The organism is Chryseobacterium potabilaquae (assembly GCF_902728265.1).
Classification (GTDB): domain Bacteria; phylum Bacteroidota; class Bacteroidia; order Flavobacteriales; family Weeksellaceae; genus Chryseobacterium; species Chryseobacterium potabilaquae.
The window spans coordinates 39,492-55,735 of the sequence record NZ_CACVBR010000010.1; the positions used below are offsets into that span (position 1 = coordinate 39,492).

Genomic DNA, 16,244 nt, shown 5'->3' on the forward strand with positions numbered 1-16,244 from the left:
ATTGATACATTATATAATACATTGTTACATTAAAATATTGATATATTTTCTATAAAATGAGTCAAAAAATTGCCATAACAGGAATGGGTATCATTTCTTCCATTGGAAACAATGTAGGGGAAAATTTGAGTTCATTAAAAAATGGAAAACATGGAATTTCAGATATTGAATTATTTGAAACCCGTCATGCCGGAAATATCAAAACAGGCGAAATAAAACTGTCTAATGAAGAACTTGCACAAAAACTTCAGCTGGATGAAGGAAATAATGCGACAAGAACCTCTTTATTAGGAATGATTGCGGCAAAAGAAGCAATAGAAAGCGCCGATATTTTAAATATTAATGAATATAAAACAGGTTTAATTTCTTCTACCAGTGTTGGCGGAATGGATATTACGGAAAAGTATTTCTATTCCTATGAAGAGATTCCTGAAAAACAAAAATATATCGACTCTCATGATGCTGGCAGTTCATCATTACTTATAGCTGATTACCTCGGCCTGAAAGGTATCGTTTCAACCATCAGTACAGCTTGTTCTTCTGCCGCAAATGCAATTATGACGGGCGCAAAACTCATCAAAAATGGTATTTTAGATCGCGTTATTGTAGGAGGTACTGACTCTCTTTCAAAATTTACGCTCAATGGCTTTAATACTTTAATGATTCTTACAGACTCATACAACACTCCATTTGATAACAACAGAAAAGGGCTTAATCTTGGAGAAGCTGCCGCTTTTATAGTCTTAGAATCTGATGAGGTTGTTAAAAAAGAAAACAAAAAGGTGTTAGGCTACCTTTCCGGTTATGGAAATGCCAACGATGCCCATCATCAAACCGCGTCATCAGAAAATGGACAAGGAGCTTATCTCGCCATGGAAAAAGCATTAAAAATTTCCGGTTTAAAGAAAGAAAATATTGACTACATCAATGTTCACGGAACCGCTACTCCTAATAATGATTTATCGGAAGGTATTGCGATGATTAGAATCTTTGGTGAAAATCATGTCCCTGAATTCAGTTCTACCAAAGCCTTTACAGGGCATACTTTAGCAGCTGCAGCAGGAGTTGAAGCTATATTTTCAGTGTTAGCCATGCAAAACAATATGATATTCCCCAATCTGAACTTCAAAACAAAAATGGAAGAATTTGATTTAGTTCCTGTAACTAAATTAACAGAAAAAGAGATTAATCATGTTCTTTCCAATTCATTTGGATTTGGGGGTAACTGTTCAACCTTAATTTTCTCCAAATCATGAATGCAGTTTACATCAACGGTGCAGCCTGTATATCCGTTCAAGACACTTTAAACAAAGATTTTATATATCATTTAAAACCTGAAAAATCTGTTCAAGTTTTAAAAGCAATTGAACCCAATTACAAAGAGCTCATTCCTCCGGCCCTGATCAGAAGAATGTCTAAAACAGTAAAAATGAGCTCCATGGCATCACATTATGCTTTAAAGGAAGCAAAAGTTGAAGTCCCTGATGCTATCATTATAGGAACTGGCATGGGGTGCTCACAAGATTCTGAAAAGTTTTTAAAAAATGTGATTGATAACCATGAAGAATTTTTAACTCCGACCCATTTTATCCAATCCACTCACAATACTGTTTCTGGCCAAATTGCTTTAGCGTTACAATGTCATGCTTACAATTTCACGTATGTCAACCACTCTTCTTCTTTAGAGTTTTCATTATTGGATGCAAAACTTCAGATTAATGACAATGAAGCTTCATCTGTTTTAGTAGGTTCAACAGACGAACAAACTGAAAGAACAATGGAGTTATACCGGTTAAATGATACTATTAAAAAAGAAGCTAATCTTCCTGTGGATTATTTAAACTCATCAACAGATGGTGTTATATGGGGAGAAGGAGCCAGTTTTTTTGTAATAGAAAAAGAGAAAAAAGAAAATTCTTATGCCCAACTAATCGATATTCAAATAACTAATAAAATTGAAATCAATATAGTCCCTACATTTATTGAAGATTTTTTAGCTAAAAATAAATTAACGCGGAATGATATTGACGTTGTAATGTTAGGATTCAGTGGAGATTCAAAATCTGACACCTATTATACGAAAGTAATGGACTTATTTTCTAATTCTGAATTATTATATTACAAACATTTGAGTGGTGAGTTTAATACTGCAAGTGGTTTCTCCACATTTATGGCCTGCCATATTCTTAAACATCAAGAAATTCCCGAAGTTATGATGATCAATCATCTAAAAAAAGATAAAATTGAACACATCCTTCTTTATAATCAATTTGGAGGAAATGATCATAGCCTGATATTATTGAGAAAAGCATAATTACAAAGAAAAGTTGTAGATTTATTCAAATTATATACAAATAATACAGGATGAAACACTATCCCTTCATCATATTTTACATGTTCTGCAACGTTTTTATTTATGCGTTTCATGGAAGTTTTTGGGTATATCTTGCGACATTCTTCGCTTTTTCTTCGGTTATCGTTTGGGGATCATTTGATATTCAATTGGGGTATTTTGTTAATAGCATTACCCATAAAAGAACAAAACTTAAAGAGGTGACATTAACCTTTGATGATGGCCCTACTGAATTTACTCCTCAATTTTTAGATTTACTAAAAGAATATAATATAAAGGCCACTTTTTTTTGCATCGGAAAACAGATCGAAAAATATCCAGAAACATTCAAAAGAATTATTTTAGAAGGACATACCATTGGAAATCACACTTTTTCTCATTCAAATAATACCGGTTTTTTATCTACCTCAAAAATAACCAATGAAATTGAACGTTGTGATGAGATTATTTTTAAAGTAGGTAATATTAAAACAAATCTATATAGACCTCCATTCGGTGTTACCAATCCAAACATCGCAAAAGCAATTAAAAAGACTCATAAAAAAAGTATTGGATGGAATATACGTTCCTTAGACACCATTACCTCTGATGAGAAAAAAATTTACAAAAAAGTTACCAAAAGTCTAAAAAAAGGAAATATAATCCTTCTACATGATACTTCACAAAAAACGTATAATGTCTTAGCCGATATATTACTATTTTTGAAGGAGAGAAAATATTCTACTTTTACTATTAATTCAATTATAAAAAATGATTAAAGCGTTTATTTCAGTAACATTTTCGCTTATTTCAGCATCCTTATTTTCACAAAACATGGCTATGTCAGGAGCAGAAGCAAAAGCGTTTGTGGCAAAAATATCATCAGAAACAAAAGAAATAAAAACATTACAGAGTGATTTTATTCAAACAAAAAAAATGGATTTTTTGGATAAAAATATTGTTACTTACGGAAAAATGTCTTTAAAATCGCCCAACATGCTAAGTTGGAAATATACAAAACCTTATCAATATAGTATTGTGTTTAAAGAAAATAAAATTTTCATCAATGATCAAGGTAAAAAGTCTTCTGTTGATGCAAAAAGTAAAACTTTCGAAAAAATCAATAAATTAATTGTGGGAAGTTCAAATGGAAACATGTTTACTGACCCAGAATTTTCCGTGACCTATTTTAAAAATAACAATTCAAATATTGCCAAATTTACCCCAAAATCAGCACAGTTATTAAAATACATTAAACAAATCGAATTGCAATTTCTTAAAAATCAATCCGTCGTTTCACAGGTAAATATGACGGAAGCATCAGGAGACACCACCCATATTATGTTTAAAAACACAAAAATCAATGCCCAGATTCCTGCTTCAGATTTTTCTTTATAGCGGTATTCTTTTACTTTTTGTATGTTGTAAGTCCTACCAGCTTACAGATGCAAAACCTGTTTCAAATACTAAAAAAATAGTCGAAAATCTTTATTTTTCTTCTAGTCAAGATTATGTTTACAAATGCCAAATAGATATTTATAAACATCATGTAAGTGGTATTTTAATAATAAAAAAATTAGATGATTCAACCCATCGTGTTGCCTTAACTTCGGATTTTGGAAATAAATTAATTGATTTTGAAATTTCTCAAGATCGTTTTAAAATTAATTATATTCTGCCGGATTTGAAAAAAAAAGTAATCCTAAATTTTTTAAAAAACGACTTCCAACAACTTCTAAAAAGAGAATATTCAATTAGTGAAAGTTTTGAACAAGAAACCATGTCTATTTATCTTTCAAAAAGTGAAAATAAAAAATATTATCTCTTTCTCAATAAAGAAAATCATTTGTTAAGCAAGATTATTTATACCAAAAATAATAAGGAGAAAATTGATTTTACGTTTGATTCAAAAAAACATAACTTCGCAGATAGTATTCATTTGCAACATAGAGATTTTAAAATCAATATAAAACTATATCAAATAACTGAAACCGAATAAAATGAAAACCATTCTTACTGATTTCTACACGCTACAATCCTACAAAAAACAAGAATCAGGAGGCTTCATTGCTACTATTTATTTAAATAAAGACCATCAAATTTTTAAAGGCCATTTTCCTGGAAATCCGGTGACCCCAGGAGTTTGTATGATGCAAATAGTAAAAGAGCTTACGGAAGAATTTACCTCAACTCAACTTTTCCTAAAATCTGCATCTAATGTTAAGTTTATGGCCATCATCAATCCTTTTGAAACTCCAGAACTGACCTTACATTTAGATATTGATGAAAATGGAGATGATATTAAAGTAAAAAATACCACCCTCTTTGGCGAGACTATTGCATTAAAAATGTCAGTACACTATAAAAAATGACACCATGAACTTCATTGTATCCTTCTTAGCATCTTTCTTACTCTTCTTTCAAACGAATCTGGAATCTATTAGAACTAGCTATGCTAAAGCCAATTCTTCTGCTACAAATACTCAGAATTTTATTACGATTGCAGAAAAAGAAACGGATTCAGATCCTGTAATTTTAGGCTATAAAGCGGCTGCACAAATTATGCAGGCAAAAATTACTAAACAGAACAGAAAATCATTGGTGAAAACAGGAGCTACCAATTTGGAACGCCTTATTAAATCCAATCCTAATATTCTAGAATTAAGAGTCATAAGATTAAGTATTCAGGAAAACCTTCCAAAAATTGTAGGATATCGAGGGAATTTAAAAGAAGATAAAAACTTCATCTTCAATAATTATGCTCAGCAGAATACTTCTCTTAAAAACTATATCAAACAATTTGTAATGCAATCCAAAACGATAAGTGCTTCTGAAAAAGCAACTTTAAAATAAAGCAATGACCACTATAGAAGTCCAAAAAGTAATTTCAGAAAAAAAAGTTTGCATTGTAATCCCTACATATAATAATCAAAAGACACTGAAAAAAATAATTGATGGAATATTAGATTATACCTCTCATATTATTGTCGTTAATGATGGTTCTACAGATTCCACATCCCAAATCTTAGATCATTATTCACAAATTACAACCCTTACACTTTCTCAAAATAAAGGAAAAGGAAACGCATTAAAACTTGGGTTTAGAAAAGCAATCGAACAAGGCTTTAATTATGCCATAACAATTGATTCTGACGGACAGCACTACCCAGAAGATATTCCGGTATTCATTGATGCTCTTTTCAAAGAAAAAGAAGATACCTTATTTATTGGAAAAAGAAACATGACTCAGGATGGTATTCCCAAAAAAAGCAGTTTTGGAAATAAGTTCTCCAATTTCTGGTTTTGGTTCGAGACAGGAATTAAGCTTGAGGATACTCAATCCGGATATAGATTATATCCACTTCTCAGAATACCCAAAAAATATTTTACTCCAAAATTTGAATTTGAAATTGAAATCATTGTAAGAACTGCCTGGAACCATATTCCTGTAAAAAATGTGCCTGTAAAAGTCTTATATGATCCTCTTGAAAGGGTTTCACATTTTAGACCTTTCAAAGATTTTACCCGCATCAGTATCCTAAATACCATTTTAGTAATCATTACCTTGTTTTACATTATTCCAAGAAACTTTGTGAATAACTTCCAAAAAAAAAGTTTTAAAAAATTTCTAAAAGAAGATATATTAGAAAGCGATGGAACAAACCGTACAAAAGCCTTTTCTATTGCCTTAGGGATATTTATAGGATTATCTCCTTTTTGGGGATTTCAGACTTTACTTGTGATATCATTAGCTGTTCTTTTCAAGCTTAATAAAGTTCTCGCATTTTTGGCTTCTAATATAAGCTTACCTCCTTTTATTCCATTTATTATTGCTGCATCTCTATTTTTAGGAACTCCTTTTGTATCCGGTAATAGTAATATTTTATCTCAAGAGCTGAACTTTCAACTGATCAAGAACCATCTCTTCCAATACATAATTGGAAGTTTAATTCTCGCTACCGTAATGTCAATACTCTCTGGTACAGCAGTTTTACTCTTCTTAAATAAACTGGATACAGAAAATAATTAACAATTTAAACAAAGCCTGCAAATAATAATATTGTTGTAATTACCGTAAAAAATATAGATAATACAACCAATGTTAATTGAACATTATAATAGAGTTTAGGTTCATTTTCTACTCTAACAATGTAATTGGCTATTAATTTATCCGGACTTTTGATTAATCTCCAGACAAAAATCACAAAAAAAAGATTCAATACAATAGGAAGGAGAAGTAATATTATGTTTCCGAAACTATCAATTTTATTGCTATACTCATGAATAGTTAAAAGTTTCGAAAAAGAATTATATCTTCTGAGCAGCAGCACAGAATAACATAAAATCATAATAAAAGGCACGTACAATAGTAATTTAATCTTCTTTGACATCATTTCTTTAGTTTTACTTTTTTTAACGTTTTATTGAGGTGTTTTTCTATAGTAGTCTTATCTTGAGTTGTTGTAATTTCTTTAGTAAGAGCCTTCTCAAACTCTATCTTTGATTTCTGATATTCTTTTTTGCTATAATAATACTTTCCGGTTTCAAAGTAAACCTTCCAAAAATCAGCATTTAATGCTTTAAAGTGATTAAGATATTGATCCGATAAAAATTGCCCCTTAGTATCGGTCGCTTTTTCAACCTCAAGCATTTTTTCTTTACATTCTTTATAATCTTCAAATTCTTGGGAATCAATAAAAGGATCAGGAGATATATTCATAGATGAATTAGCAAGCTCTCCATTTTGGAATCTCTTTTCCGAAAAAATTATATTCAAATCATAACAAACATATTCACCTAATTGGTAGGGACTTGAAGAAACCCAAACCAATTTTTTCTCTGGTGAAAATATAATTGAATGGTGAGCTTGAAGTTGATTTATAGCTTTTTCATTACCATAGCCTATTCTTCTATGGTTTAATCCCGATTGATCTCTTAAAATAGCTGCCATTTTTTCAGGATTTAATTCTTTATATTCCTCTAAAAGCTCCCCAAGTTTTTTATATCTATACTCTGAATGACTTTCTAAAATATGTTTTTGGTTTATTTTATCATTTTTATAAGCCTCAGACTGAAAATGATTAGTACAAAAAATTTTACTTGAATTTTTAGCATGATACAATCCAAAATTATTAGGTGATATCTCAATAATAACAGCATTTCTATCGTGGGCACTTCCTATGAGAATGGATTCTGAAACAAAAACTTTACTTTTTTTTGCAATGGTAATTGCTTCATCAATATTGGTTGCATATTGTAAAATTTCTCTTGTTACTAAAGAAACAGGTGTTTTAGCAGCTAATGGTATTTTAGATTTCCCTGCATTAATGGTAACCGTAATTCCCTCTTTATTCATTCCAGAAATTACGCCTATCATTCCTGGCCAACTTACCGATATATAAGGAATACCCTCATTTGGTTCTACAAACTCAACTACTTTATTTTTTGCAAATTCATCATTGACATAAAAATCAAAATTTCGCCCTATTAAAAGCTCTCCATTTTCAGAATTAGCATCCCAAACCGCAAGTGACGTACATCCCACAATAGCTAAATCCTGTAAGGCATGCCCAATATCATGCGCTCCATGTAAATATAGATTTCTTAGATATCTAGGAGCTATAAAATCATATTTTTTTGATGAATATTGAGAAAGGCCGTATAATTCAACCTGATATTCATCTCTAACATTGAGGTACATTTTTCTATTATACCACTTCAAAAATTTCCCTAATATTTTCTGTTTAAATTTGGAAGGCACAAAACTCTCTACTTTGGAAAAGAAAATTTCTTCTTGCCTTAGCATCAAACTTTGTGTTAATGCTCCATTATTATACCCTAACTGTAAAGGATTTCCTTGAATATAAAGCTCCCAAAGTTGTTGTTTATTTTTTGTCAGATAATTTTGACCATAACTAAAAGTAGAATCATTAATTATATTAATTTTTGGAATTTCTAAAGAATACTGATTTATACCCGGTAAATGATGAATTGATTTTCTCACTCCACAAGAAAAAAGGAAAAATATAAGAGGTAGAATAAGTACAAAGCTTATCCTATATTGTTGAATTTGGATTTTATTTTCTAAATTATTTTTTATCACTTATATTTTGATTAATCATTTGTCTAAGACGTTCATTAATCAGATCCTTTCCTACTATTTCGGCACAAGTATTAAATGCTCCTACTGTGACTCCCAATACTCCATGCATAGTAACAGATTGACCCGTTAAAAATAAATTGTTAATTTTTGTACGTGGAGATACCATCGTCTTCATGGGGTTTTCAGAATCTTTAAGATAACCGTAAATACTTCCCTCAAAACTTCCAATATAATCTCGATAAGAAAGTGGTGAAGAGGTATATACCCTTTTAATAGACTTTCTTAGGTCAGGAATTTTCTTTTCAAGGGCTGAAATCATTTTTTCAGCTTTTTCTTGTGTGAATTTTTTATAAGTCTCGCCCCGTTCGTGTTCATTTACAACAGTATTTATTGTATTTTCCCAAGCTCTAACCTCATCAAAATTCATATAAGAAATAGCGGTTAAACTTTCTGCAAAGCCAAAATACTCTTTCGATTTTGTAGAAGAAAGCATATACATTTCAGGCCACTTGTCTTCGTCATAATGTGTAGCATTCCACACGAGCTCTTCGGACGAAAAATGATAAACATTATAATTAAAATTAGATATTCTTTGAGGTTTTAAAACTAAATATACACTAAAACATGATGAAACAGGTTTCCAACTAAAAACCCTATTCAGAAAAGATTTTTTAAATTTCTCTTCTCCTACTAATGTAATAGTAGTACGAATATCTACATTTGAAATAAATTGTTTTGCATAATACTCTTTCCCTGAGCAGATTTTTACAGACCTCAATATATTGTCTTTATCAAAAACCAATTCGGAAACTTCAGAACGTTTATAGATATCTGCACCGTATTCCCTCAGTTTACGAATCAAAAGTTTAGAAATCTGGCTACCCCCTCCAATACATTTATAAGCACTCTGTATATAGGAATTTATTGTCAAAGCATGAACATAGAGTGGTGCATTTTCAGAGTCTCCTCCATATAAAAAATTGGATCCTAGTAAAACTGATTGTAACGTTTTATCATCTGTTATTGATTCTATAAAACTTTTAGTATTGAGATATAGAATGTCTTCATAATCGGTTTCTTCACCTACAATATTATATCGTGAAAATCGACTACATATATTTTGAATTTCTTTACAATATTTTTCTAAATTCTTCCTTTCATTAGGAAAAAATTGTGATAGCTGATATATAAAGTTTTCATGTCCCTGAGCATGGGGATATTCTAATGGATCATTATCAAAAGATATTTTATCATATCCATGAGAATCCATTTGCTCAAGTTCAAGATCCCTCATTATTTCCAAATAAGAAAAATACCAATATAGATTTTGCTCTTTGGAAAGCCCTCCCAAATAATGAACTCCGGTATCAAAAATTAATTTATTCCGTGAAAAGGTCTGTAAGTTGCCTCCATACTGGTTATTTTTCTCTAACACACAGACTTTCAATCCTTCTTTTGCCAAAATAAGGGCTGAAACGAGGCCTCCTAAACCACTACCTATTATAAGTATGTCATAATTTTTTTTCAAAAGAGAAATTATATGTTACACAGACATAGAATATTCTTCTCTAAATTTCAGGTATTCAGGGCTATTTAGTTTTCTGACCTAAAATTAAAAAAATTAATCAATATCATCCCAAAAATCGAAATAATTAAACCATTGAAAAGGATATTTTTTGATCATTGCTTCAAGATTTTGAACATATGAATGTAATAAAGCCTGCGAATCTCTCTTTTTGAAACCTTGTGCTTGTCTGGCATATAAGTGGTAATGAAGCTCTTTTTCTTTCATTACATACACATACACTACGGGAACTCCAAGCCTAGAAGCTATTAGAAAAGGTCCGGCAGGAAACTTTGCTTTTTCTCCTAGAAAGTCTGCTTCTAAATATTTTGAGCCTTCAAAATAACGATCACCAGTAAAACAAATGAGTTCATTTTTTACTAAAGCATTATTAATTTCAAAAATATGAGACATATCATCTTTAATATTGATAAACTTAATATTGCTCTTTTCACTCGCAACACTTTCTAAATATTCTTTAATAACAGTTACTTCTTGATCTGTTGTAACTAAATTAATTTGGCATTTGAAGTCAATATCTGCAAAAAAATATTCAGCAATTTCAAAATTACCAATGTGAGCACTAATTAAAACGCCTCCTCTATTTTCTTTCAAGAGTTCTTTCAGATTTTCAATTCCGTCAAATTCATACGTAAACTGATCCCTTAATCCGGCAGAAATGGCAGTTTTATCAATTAAAATCTGTCCAAAAGTGAAATAACTTCTGAAGATCGCAATTTTTGATTTCCAGTAATTGAAATGTAGCCTTTTATAAAAATAATAATATATATACTGATTACTTCTTTTTAAAAATAGAAAATAGTATGTGGCAACAAAATAAAGTACAAAATAGGAGCTCCTGATCCCTATGTTTTTAATACACCAAACAAATATTTTGTATCCTAGTATTGTACCTTTAGATTTACCATCCCATTTACTCATGATAACATTTGAAACTATTTATCAATATATAGATTTATAGTCATTATATTATTTTAATAACTATTTCTTTTTATTGTAAAATATTTAGAATTTGTCCAATACCCTATCTATAACATTTCCAATAAAAAAATTAAAGTAGAAATGTATTGGCTCATTGTTTTAGTCAATTTGAAACTAAATGCCTTTCTCTATAATTTTATTTTCAATAGCAGTGTAGAAATCATCAAAAGTAACCATTTGCTTGAAATCTGATTCCCCTAACTTCACACCAAAATTAGATTCAATAACAACCACTAAATCAATATAATCTAAACTATCCAGTCCTAACGTTTTTTTCAGATTTGCTTCATTGCTGATTTCATCTCTGTCTACCTCAAACTCATTGATCAAAAAATCATTAACGATAGCAACAATTTTTTCCCTTTCCATCTTTTTAATCAAATTTTTTAACAATTAATGCAGAGTTGGTTCCCCCAAACCCAAAAGAATTTGACAAAAATACATCAATTTTTTGATTTTTCGTTTCAGCGATTAAATTTATATTTTTAGCCTCATCATCAGGGTTTTCCAGATTAATATTGGGAGCAATAAAGTTGTTTTGCATCATCAAAATTGAATAAATGACCTCACTTGCTCCAGCCATCCAGCATTCATGACCTGTCATAGACTTTGTGGAGCTTACAGGTACTTCTCCTCCAAAGATCTCAAAAATTGCTTTTGCTTCATTAGCATCACCAATAGGTGTGGAAGTCGCGTGAGCATTAATATAATCAATATCTTTTGTGGTGAGACCCGATTGTTGTAAAGCTCGGCTCATAGCTAATGCAGGACCATCAATATTAGGGGTTGAAATATGGCCTCCATTGGAAGAGAAACCATAGCCCACCACTTCCGCTATAATATGAGCACCTCTTCTTTGTGCAGATTCTAAGCTTTCCACAATTAAAGTAGCAGCTCCTCCACTTGGAATTAACCCATCTCTCTGAGAATCAAAAGGTCTAGAAGCTTTTGTTGGATTATCCTCCCTCACAGAAAATACACCTAAGCCGTCAAAACTTGCCATTGAATATGAGTTAGTTTCCTGAGCACCTCCACATACAATCATATCCTGTAAGCCTCCTTTAATCATTAAATAAGCTAAACCCAAGGAATGTGATCCACTAGCACACGCTGCACTAATCGTCAAATTGATTCCTCGTAGCTTAAAAATGGTTGAAAGATTCATCGTAACGGTTGAGTTCATTGATTTAAAGATAGCTCCAGACCCCATCAATGTGGTATCTTTTTTATCTCTTACAACATCTATAGCATCCACTACTGCTTTAGAAACGCTATCATTCCCATACAGAATTCCTACTTCATTAGTATCGAGAAAATCTTGATCAATTTGGGCTTGCTTTAGAGCATCCACAGTAGCAAGGTAAGCATATTCGCTTTCTTCCCCCATGCTTATACGTTGTCTTCTATTAAGTAAACTTTTCAAATCCGGCTTAGGAACATAGCCTGTAAGTCCAGACCTATATCCAAATCCTTTTCTTTCTTCATCTAAAATAATCCCCGACTTCCCTTTAAATAGTGACTCTTTAACCTCATCTAAAGAGATTCCAATACAAGAATAAATTCCCATTCCGGTAATGACAACCCTACTTTCCTTCATTTCCAATATTGATTATGAGTAAATTCCTCCGTTAATATTAATTACTTCTCCAGTAATATAAGACGCTTTTTTAGAAGCTAAAAATGCAACTAAATCGGCCACTTCGTCAGCTTCTCCAAATCTATTTGCCGGGATCATCGCCTTAAGATCATCTTCATTAAACTCTTGAGTCATATCTGTTCTTATAAACCCTGGTGCTACTGCATTCACCGTAATATTTCTTTTTGCTACTTCTTGGGCAAGTGCTTTAGTAGCTCCCACTAAAGCTCCTTTTGCTGCAGAATAATTAGTTTGCCCAGCAGTACCTTTAACACCGGATACTGACACCATATTGATAATTCTTCCGTATTTATTTCGAAGCAGTTTCTGTATAAAAAAGTTAGTCACATTAAAGAAACCATTTAAACTTGTATTGATTACATTATTCCAGTCCTCACGAGGCATCCACATGAATAGGCCATCTTTTGTAATCCCTGCATTATTAACAATAACTTCTACAACTGCCTGAGGATTTTCTTCCTGCCAGTTTGTTAAAACATTTTGTACTTCTTCAAAATTTCCCACATCAAACTTTAGTATTTCACCCGTTGCACCTTGCTCTATAACTTTAGCTAAAGTCTCTCTGGCTGCAACTTCATTGGAAGTATAATTAATCAATATATGATAGTTTTTTTCTTCAGCCATCTTTATACAAATGGCTCTGCCAATTCCCCTAGATCCTCCCGTTATGATTGCACATTTCATATATCAATTTTTTAATTATATTCCCTTAAAATATTTTTTCACCTCCTCTAAATAAGGATACATCACCATATCCTCCGAAAAAGAAGGTACTATGCTTCTGATTTCATTATATAATTCTTTTGTTGCAGAAGATACTTTATCTTGATACCCCAGATATTCAATAGCTTGAACAATCGTAATTGCTTCAATAGTCAATACCTCAAAAGCATTCTCTACCACTTTTCTACAGATCACCGCCGAATTGGTTCCCATACTTACTATATCCTGGTTGTCATTATTGTTAGGTATACTGTGGACATACATAGAATTAGATAACATTTGGCTTTCTGCCGTGCTAGAAGTAGCTGTAAACTGTACACCTTGCATACCAAAATTAAAACCTAGCTTTCCTAAATTTACAAAAGGGGGTAAAATTTCATTTATTTTAGAGTTTAAAAGATAATTCAACTGTCTTTCGGCAAGCATTGTAAGTTTAGTAATGACTATTTTAAGCTTATCCATTTCCAAGGAAATATAATCTCCATGAAAGTTTCCTCCATGATAGACCTGTTGATTTTGAAAATCAATAATTGGGTTATCATTAGCAGAATTTATCTCATTTTCAAGGACTTTTTCTGTATATTCTAAAGTATCTAAAACAGGACCTATTATCTGAGGTACACATCTTAACGAATAATACTCTTGAACTTTTTCTTTAAAGACTGTTTCCTCTTCTTCAAAATGATTATACAAATGATCTTCTCTCTTTCTAATCAATTTACTATCCGATAAGTGCGCACGCATTTTTTCTGCAATTTTTTGTTGCCCATTATGCCTTTTTGTTCCGTTTAAAGCCTCTGACAAGTGATCATCGTAAGCCTGAACAATCTCATTAATTGCACAAGAAAGTTTAATCGATATATCAATGAGCTGATTTGCCTTGTAAGTATTAATAGCTCCAATCCCAGACATCACAGAAGTTCCATTCATTAGAGCCAAACCTTCTCTAATTTCAACTTTAACAGGCTCTAAACCTTCTATTTTGTAAACTTCTTTTGTTGATTTTCTCTCTCCTTTATATAAGACTTCTCCTTCCCCAATCAATACTAAAGCCAAATGCGCAAGTTGAACAAGATCACCACTTGCCCCTACTCCTCCATGCTCAAATACTAAAGGGATAATATTCCTATTGATTAACTCTTTCAACAAAAAAACAACAGATTCATCGACACCCGAGTTACCCAATGATAAGGTATTTAATCTTGCTAACATACAAGCTTTAACCTCTTCTTCCGGTAAAAGATTCCCCATTCCCGAACAATGACTAATTATTAAATTATATTGTAACTGCTGAGTGTCTTCATCATGGATTTTAAATTGTGCCATGGGTCCAAACCCTGTGTTTACACCATATATGATTTTATTCTTTGAAAAATCTTTCAAAAACTGAAAACTTTTATTAATCCTGACTAAAAGTGAGTTATCCAGTTCTATTTTTTCATTTTTCACAATGACTTTTTGGAAGTCTTTCAGTTTTAAAAAGTTATCTATTTTCATCAATTAAACCTAATACAATATAAAATTTGTAAAATATTAAATTAATTGTCATTAATTTTGTGGCAAAGATAGAAGTTATTATTAAAATAAAAAATCAAAGATGAGCAACGAATTTGTTGATGTTCTCGTAATCGGAGCTGGACCTTCCGGATGCGTATCTTCTTCATACTTAAAGAAGAATAATATCAACGTAAAAGTAGTCGAAAAAACAAAATTCCCACGATTGGTAGTTGGCGAGAGCTTAATTCCAAGAGTAATGGATCATTTTGATGAAGCCGGACTTTTACCTGCTTTACACACAGTCGGGTTTGAAAAAAAACTTGGCGCCCGCTTTCTTCGAGGGAATGAGGTATGCATCTTTGATTTCAGTGATAAATTTGGAGAGGGTTGGGACTGGACATGGCAAGTTCCAAGAAGTGATTTCGATCATGCATTGGCACAGGAAGTTATTAATAAAGGAGTTGATCTTGAATTTGAAACAGAAGTTATTGATATTAAATTCGACGGAACAAACTCTATCACAACAGTAAAAAGTAAAGATGGAGAAGCAAAAGAAATTCACGCAAAATTTGTCATTGATTCAAGTGGTTACGGAAGAGTCTTACCCCGCCTCCTAGATCTGGAAAAGCCCTCAAAGCTTTCTCCACATTCTGCTATTTTTTCTCATGTAAAAGATCGTAACAGAGAAGAAGGAACGGAAGGAACTTTAATCTCTTTTGATATTATAGAAACCGAAGTTTGGCTTTGGGTTATTCCTTTTTCTAATGGAAATACAAGTTTAGGAATTGTTGGCCCCACCGAATACATTGATAAACTACTTGAAAATAAGAATACTGCCCATGCATTAAAAAAAGCGATTTCTCTCTCAGATTACTATATAAAACGTTTTGGAAATGTAGAATTTCTTTTTGAACCCAAACATCTCAAAGATTACTCTTGCTCAGTAAAAAGCTTATTTGGAGAGGGATTTGCTTTGACAGGAAATGCTTCCGAATTCTTAGATCCAGTTTTTTCATCGGGAATGGCTTTCGCTACAGAATCAGGAATGCTGGCTGCAAAATTAACCTTAAGACAGTTGAATAGAGAAAAAATTGATTGGCAAAAAGAATATGCAGATTATATATTATATGGAGTAGATGTCTTCACTACCTATATAAAAGAATGGTATACAGGCAATCTCCAGGAACTATTTTTTCACCAACCCGCAAATGAAGATATTAAAAGAAAAATATGTGCTGTTTTAGCAGGTTATGTTTGGAATAAAGACAATCCATTTGTTAGAAAACATGATACTGTAATTAAAAACCTTGCTAATCTGATTAAATTGGAGAAACAATAAAAGCATCATAAGTTTCGGCGGCCTTTG

16 protein-coding genes are annotated in these 16,244 nt (G+C 31.7%); 9 read left to right on the forward strand and 7 right to left on the reverse strand.

Annotation, left to right across the window (positions count from 1 at the left end; translation table 11 throughout):
- The first annotated feature begins 56 nt into the window (after nucleotides 1-56).
- Genes CHRY9293_RS07605 through CHRY9293_RS07640 form a run of 8 tightly spaced genes read left to right on the forward strand, consistent with a single transcriptional unit; the run spans nucleotide 57 to nucleotide 6,362 of the window.
- Entirely contained in the window at nucleotides 57-1,256 is a 1,200-nt protein-coding gene (locus CHRY9293_RS07605) for a beta-ketoacyl-[acyl-carrier-protein] synthase family protein (protein WP_162032457.1), read from the forward strand.
- The gene (locus CHRY9293_RS07610; RefSeq protein ID WP_162032458.1) at nucleotides 1,253-2,314 is read left to right on the forward strand and encodes a beta-ketoacyl synthase N-terminal-like domain-containing protein; all 1,062 of its coding nucleotides are present in this window, start codon (nucleotides 1,253-1,255) and stop codon (nucleotides 2,312-2,314) included. Before CHRY9293_RS07605 ends, CHRY9293_RS07610 begins: the two co-directional genes overlap by 4 nt.
- Nucleotides 2,315-2,364: 50 nt before the next feature.
- Nucleotides 2,365-3,111 (forward strand): polysaccharide deacetylase family protein, encoded by a 747-nt coding sequence (locus tag CHRY9293_RS07615; protein WP_162032459.1) that lies wholly within the window; start codon nucleotides 2,365-2,367, stop codon nucleotides 3,109-3,111.
- Nucleotides 3,104-3,730, forward strand: coding sequence for a LolA family protein (locus CHRY9293_RS07620; RefSeq protein WP_162032460.1), 627 nt, complete (start codon nucleotides 3,104-3,106; stop codon nucleotides 3,728-3,730). Before CHRY9293_RS07615 ends, CHRY9293_RS07620 begins: the two co-directional genes overlap by 8 nt.
- The gene (locus CHRY9293_RS07625) at nucleotides 3,696-4,331 is read left to right on the forward strand and encodes a hypothetical protein (RefSeq protein ID WP_162032461.1); all 636 of its coding nucleotides are present in this window, start codon (nucleotides 3,696-3,698) and stop codon (nucleotides 4,329-4,331) included. Before CHRY9293_RS07620 ends, CHRY9293_RS07625 begins: the two co-directional genes overlap by 35 nt.
- Before the next feature lies 1 nt (nucleotide 4,332).
- A complete protein-coding gene (locus tag CHRY9293_RS07630; RefSeq protein WP_185153201.1) occupies nucleotides 4,333-4,704 on the forward strand; it encodes a 3-hydroxyacyl-ACP dehydratase in 372 nt (123 codons plus the stop codon).
- Nucleotides 4,705-4,708: 4 nt separating this feature from the next.
- Nucleotides 4,709-5,185: a hypothetical protein gene (locus CHRY9293_RS07635; protein ID WP_162032462.1), complete on the forward strand. Its 477-nt coding sequence runs from the start codon at nucleotides 4,709-4,711 to the stop codon at nucleotides 5,183-5,185.
- A 4-nt stretch (nucleotides 5,186-5,189) separates the two neighbouring features.
- Nucleotides 5,190-6,362, forward strand: coding sequence for a DUF2062 domain-containing protein (locus CHRY9293_RS07640; protein WP_162032463.1), 1,173 nt, complete (start codon nucleotides 5,190-5,192; stop codon nucleotides 6,360-6,362).
- A 360-nt stretch (nucleotides 6,363-6,722) separates the two neighbouring features.
- Here the strand turns inward: CHRY9293_RS07640 and CHRY9293_RS07645 are convergent, their stop codons facing one another.
- The 7 genes from CHRY9293_RS07645 to CHRY9293_RS07675 form a co-directional block, all read right to left on the reverse strand.
- Entirely contained in the window at nucleotides 6,723-8,435 is a 1,713-nt protein-coding gene (locus tag CHRY9293_RS07645; protein WP_394351025.1) for a C45 family autoproteolytic acyltransferase/hydolase, read from the reverse strand.
- The gene (locus CHRY9293_RS07650) at nucleotides 8,422-9,963 is read right to left on the reverse strand and encodes a phytoene desaturase family protein (RefSeq protein WP_162032464.1); all 1,542 of its coding nucleotides are present in this window, start codon (nucleotides 9,961-9,963) and stop codon (nucleotides 8,422-8,424) included. Before CHRY9293_RS07650 ends, CHRY9293_RS07645 begins: the two co-directional genes overlap by 14 nt.
- 93 nt (nucleotides 9,964-10,056) lie before the next feature.
- Nucleotides 10,057-10,941 (reverse strand): LpxL/LpxP family acyltransferase, encoded by an 885-nt coding sequence (locus tag CHRY9293_RS07655; RefSeq protein ID WP_162032465.1) that lies wholly within the window; start codon nucleotides 10,939-10,941, stop codon nucleotides 10,057-10,059.
- 174 nt (nucleotides 10,942-11,115) lie between these two features.
- On the reverse strand, nucleotides 11,116-11,370 hold the full coding sequence (locus CHRY9293_RS07660; protein ID WP_122545978.1) for an acyl carrier protein: 255 nt from the start codon (nucleotides 11,368-11,370) through the stop codon (nucleotides 11,116-11,118).
- A gap of 4 nt (nucleotides 11,371-11,374) precedes the next feature.
- On the reverse strand, nucleotides 11,375-12,598 hold the full coding sequence (locus tag CHRY9293_RS07665) for a beta-ketoacyl-[acyl-carrier-protein] synthase family protein (RefSeq protein WP_162032466.1): 1,224 nt from the start codon (nucleotides 12,596-12,598) through the stop codon (nucleotides 11,375-11,377).
- Nucleotides 12,599-12,610: 12 nt separating this feature from the next.
- A complete protein-coding gene (gene fabG, locus CHRY9293_RS07670) occupies nucleotides 12,611-13,342 on the reverse strand; it encodes a 3-oxoacyl-ACP reductase FabG (RefSeq protein WP_162032467.1) in 732 nt (243 codons plus the stop codon).
- Nucleotides 13,343-13,357: 15 nt separating this feature from the next.
- Nucleotides 13,358-14,878 (reverse strand): HAL/PAL/TAL family ammonia-lyase, encoded by a 1,521-nt coding sequence (locus CHRY9293_RS07675; RefSeq protein WP_185153202.1) that lies wholly within the window; start codon nucleotides 14,876-14,878, stop codon nucleotides 13,358-13,360.
- A gap of 100 nt (nucleotides 14,879-14,978) precedes the next feature.
- On the opposite strand from CHRY9293_RS07675, the gene CHRY9293_RS07680 reads away from it, so the two are divergent.
- Nucleotides 14,979-16,217: an NAD(P)/FAD-dependent oxidoreductase gene (locus CHRY9293_RS07680; protein ID WP_162032469.1), complete on the forward strand. Its 1,239-nt coding sequence runs from the start codon at nucleotides 14,979-14,981 to the stop codon at nucleotides 16,215-16,217.
- Nucleotides 16,218-16,244 lie beyond the last annotated feature (27 nt).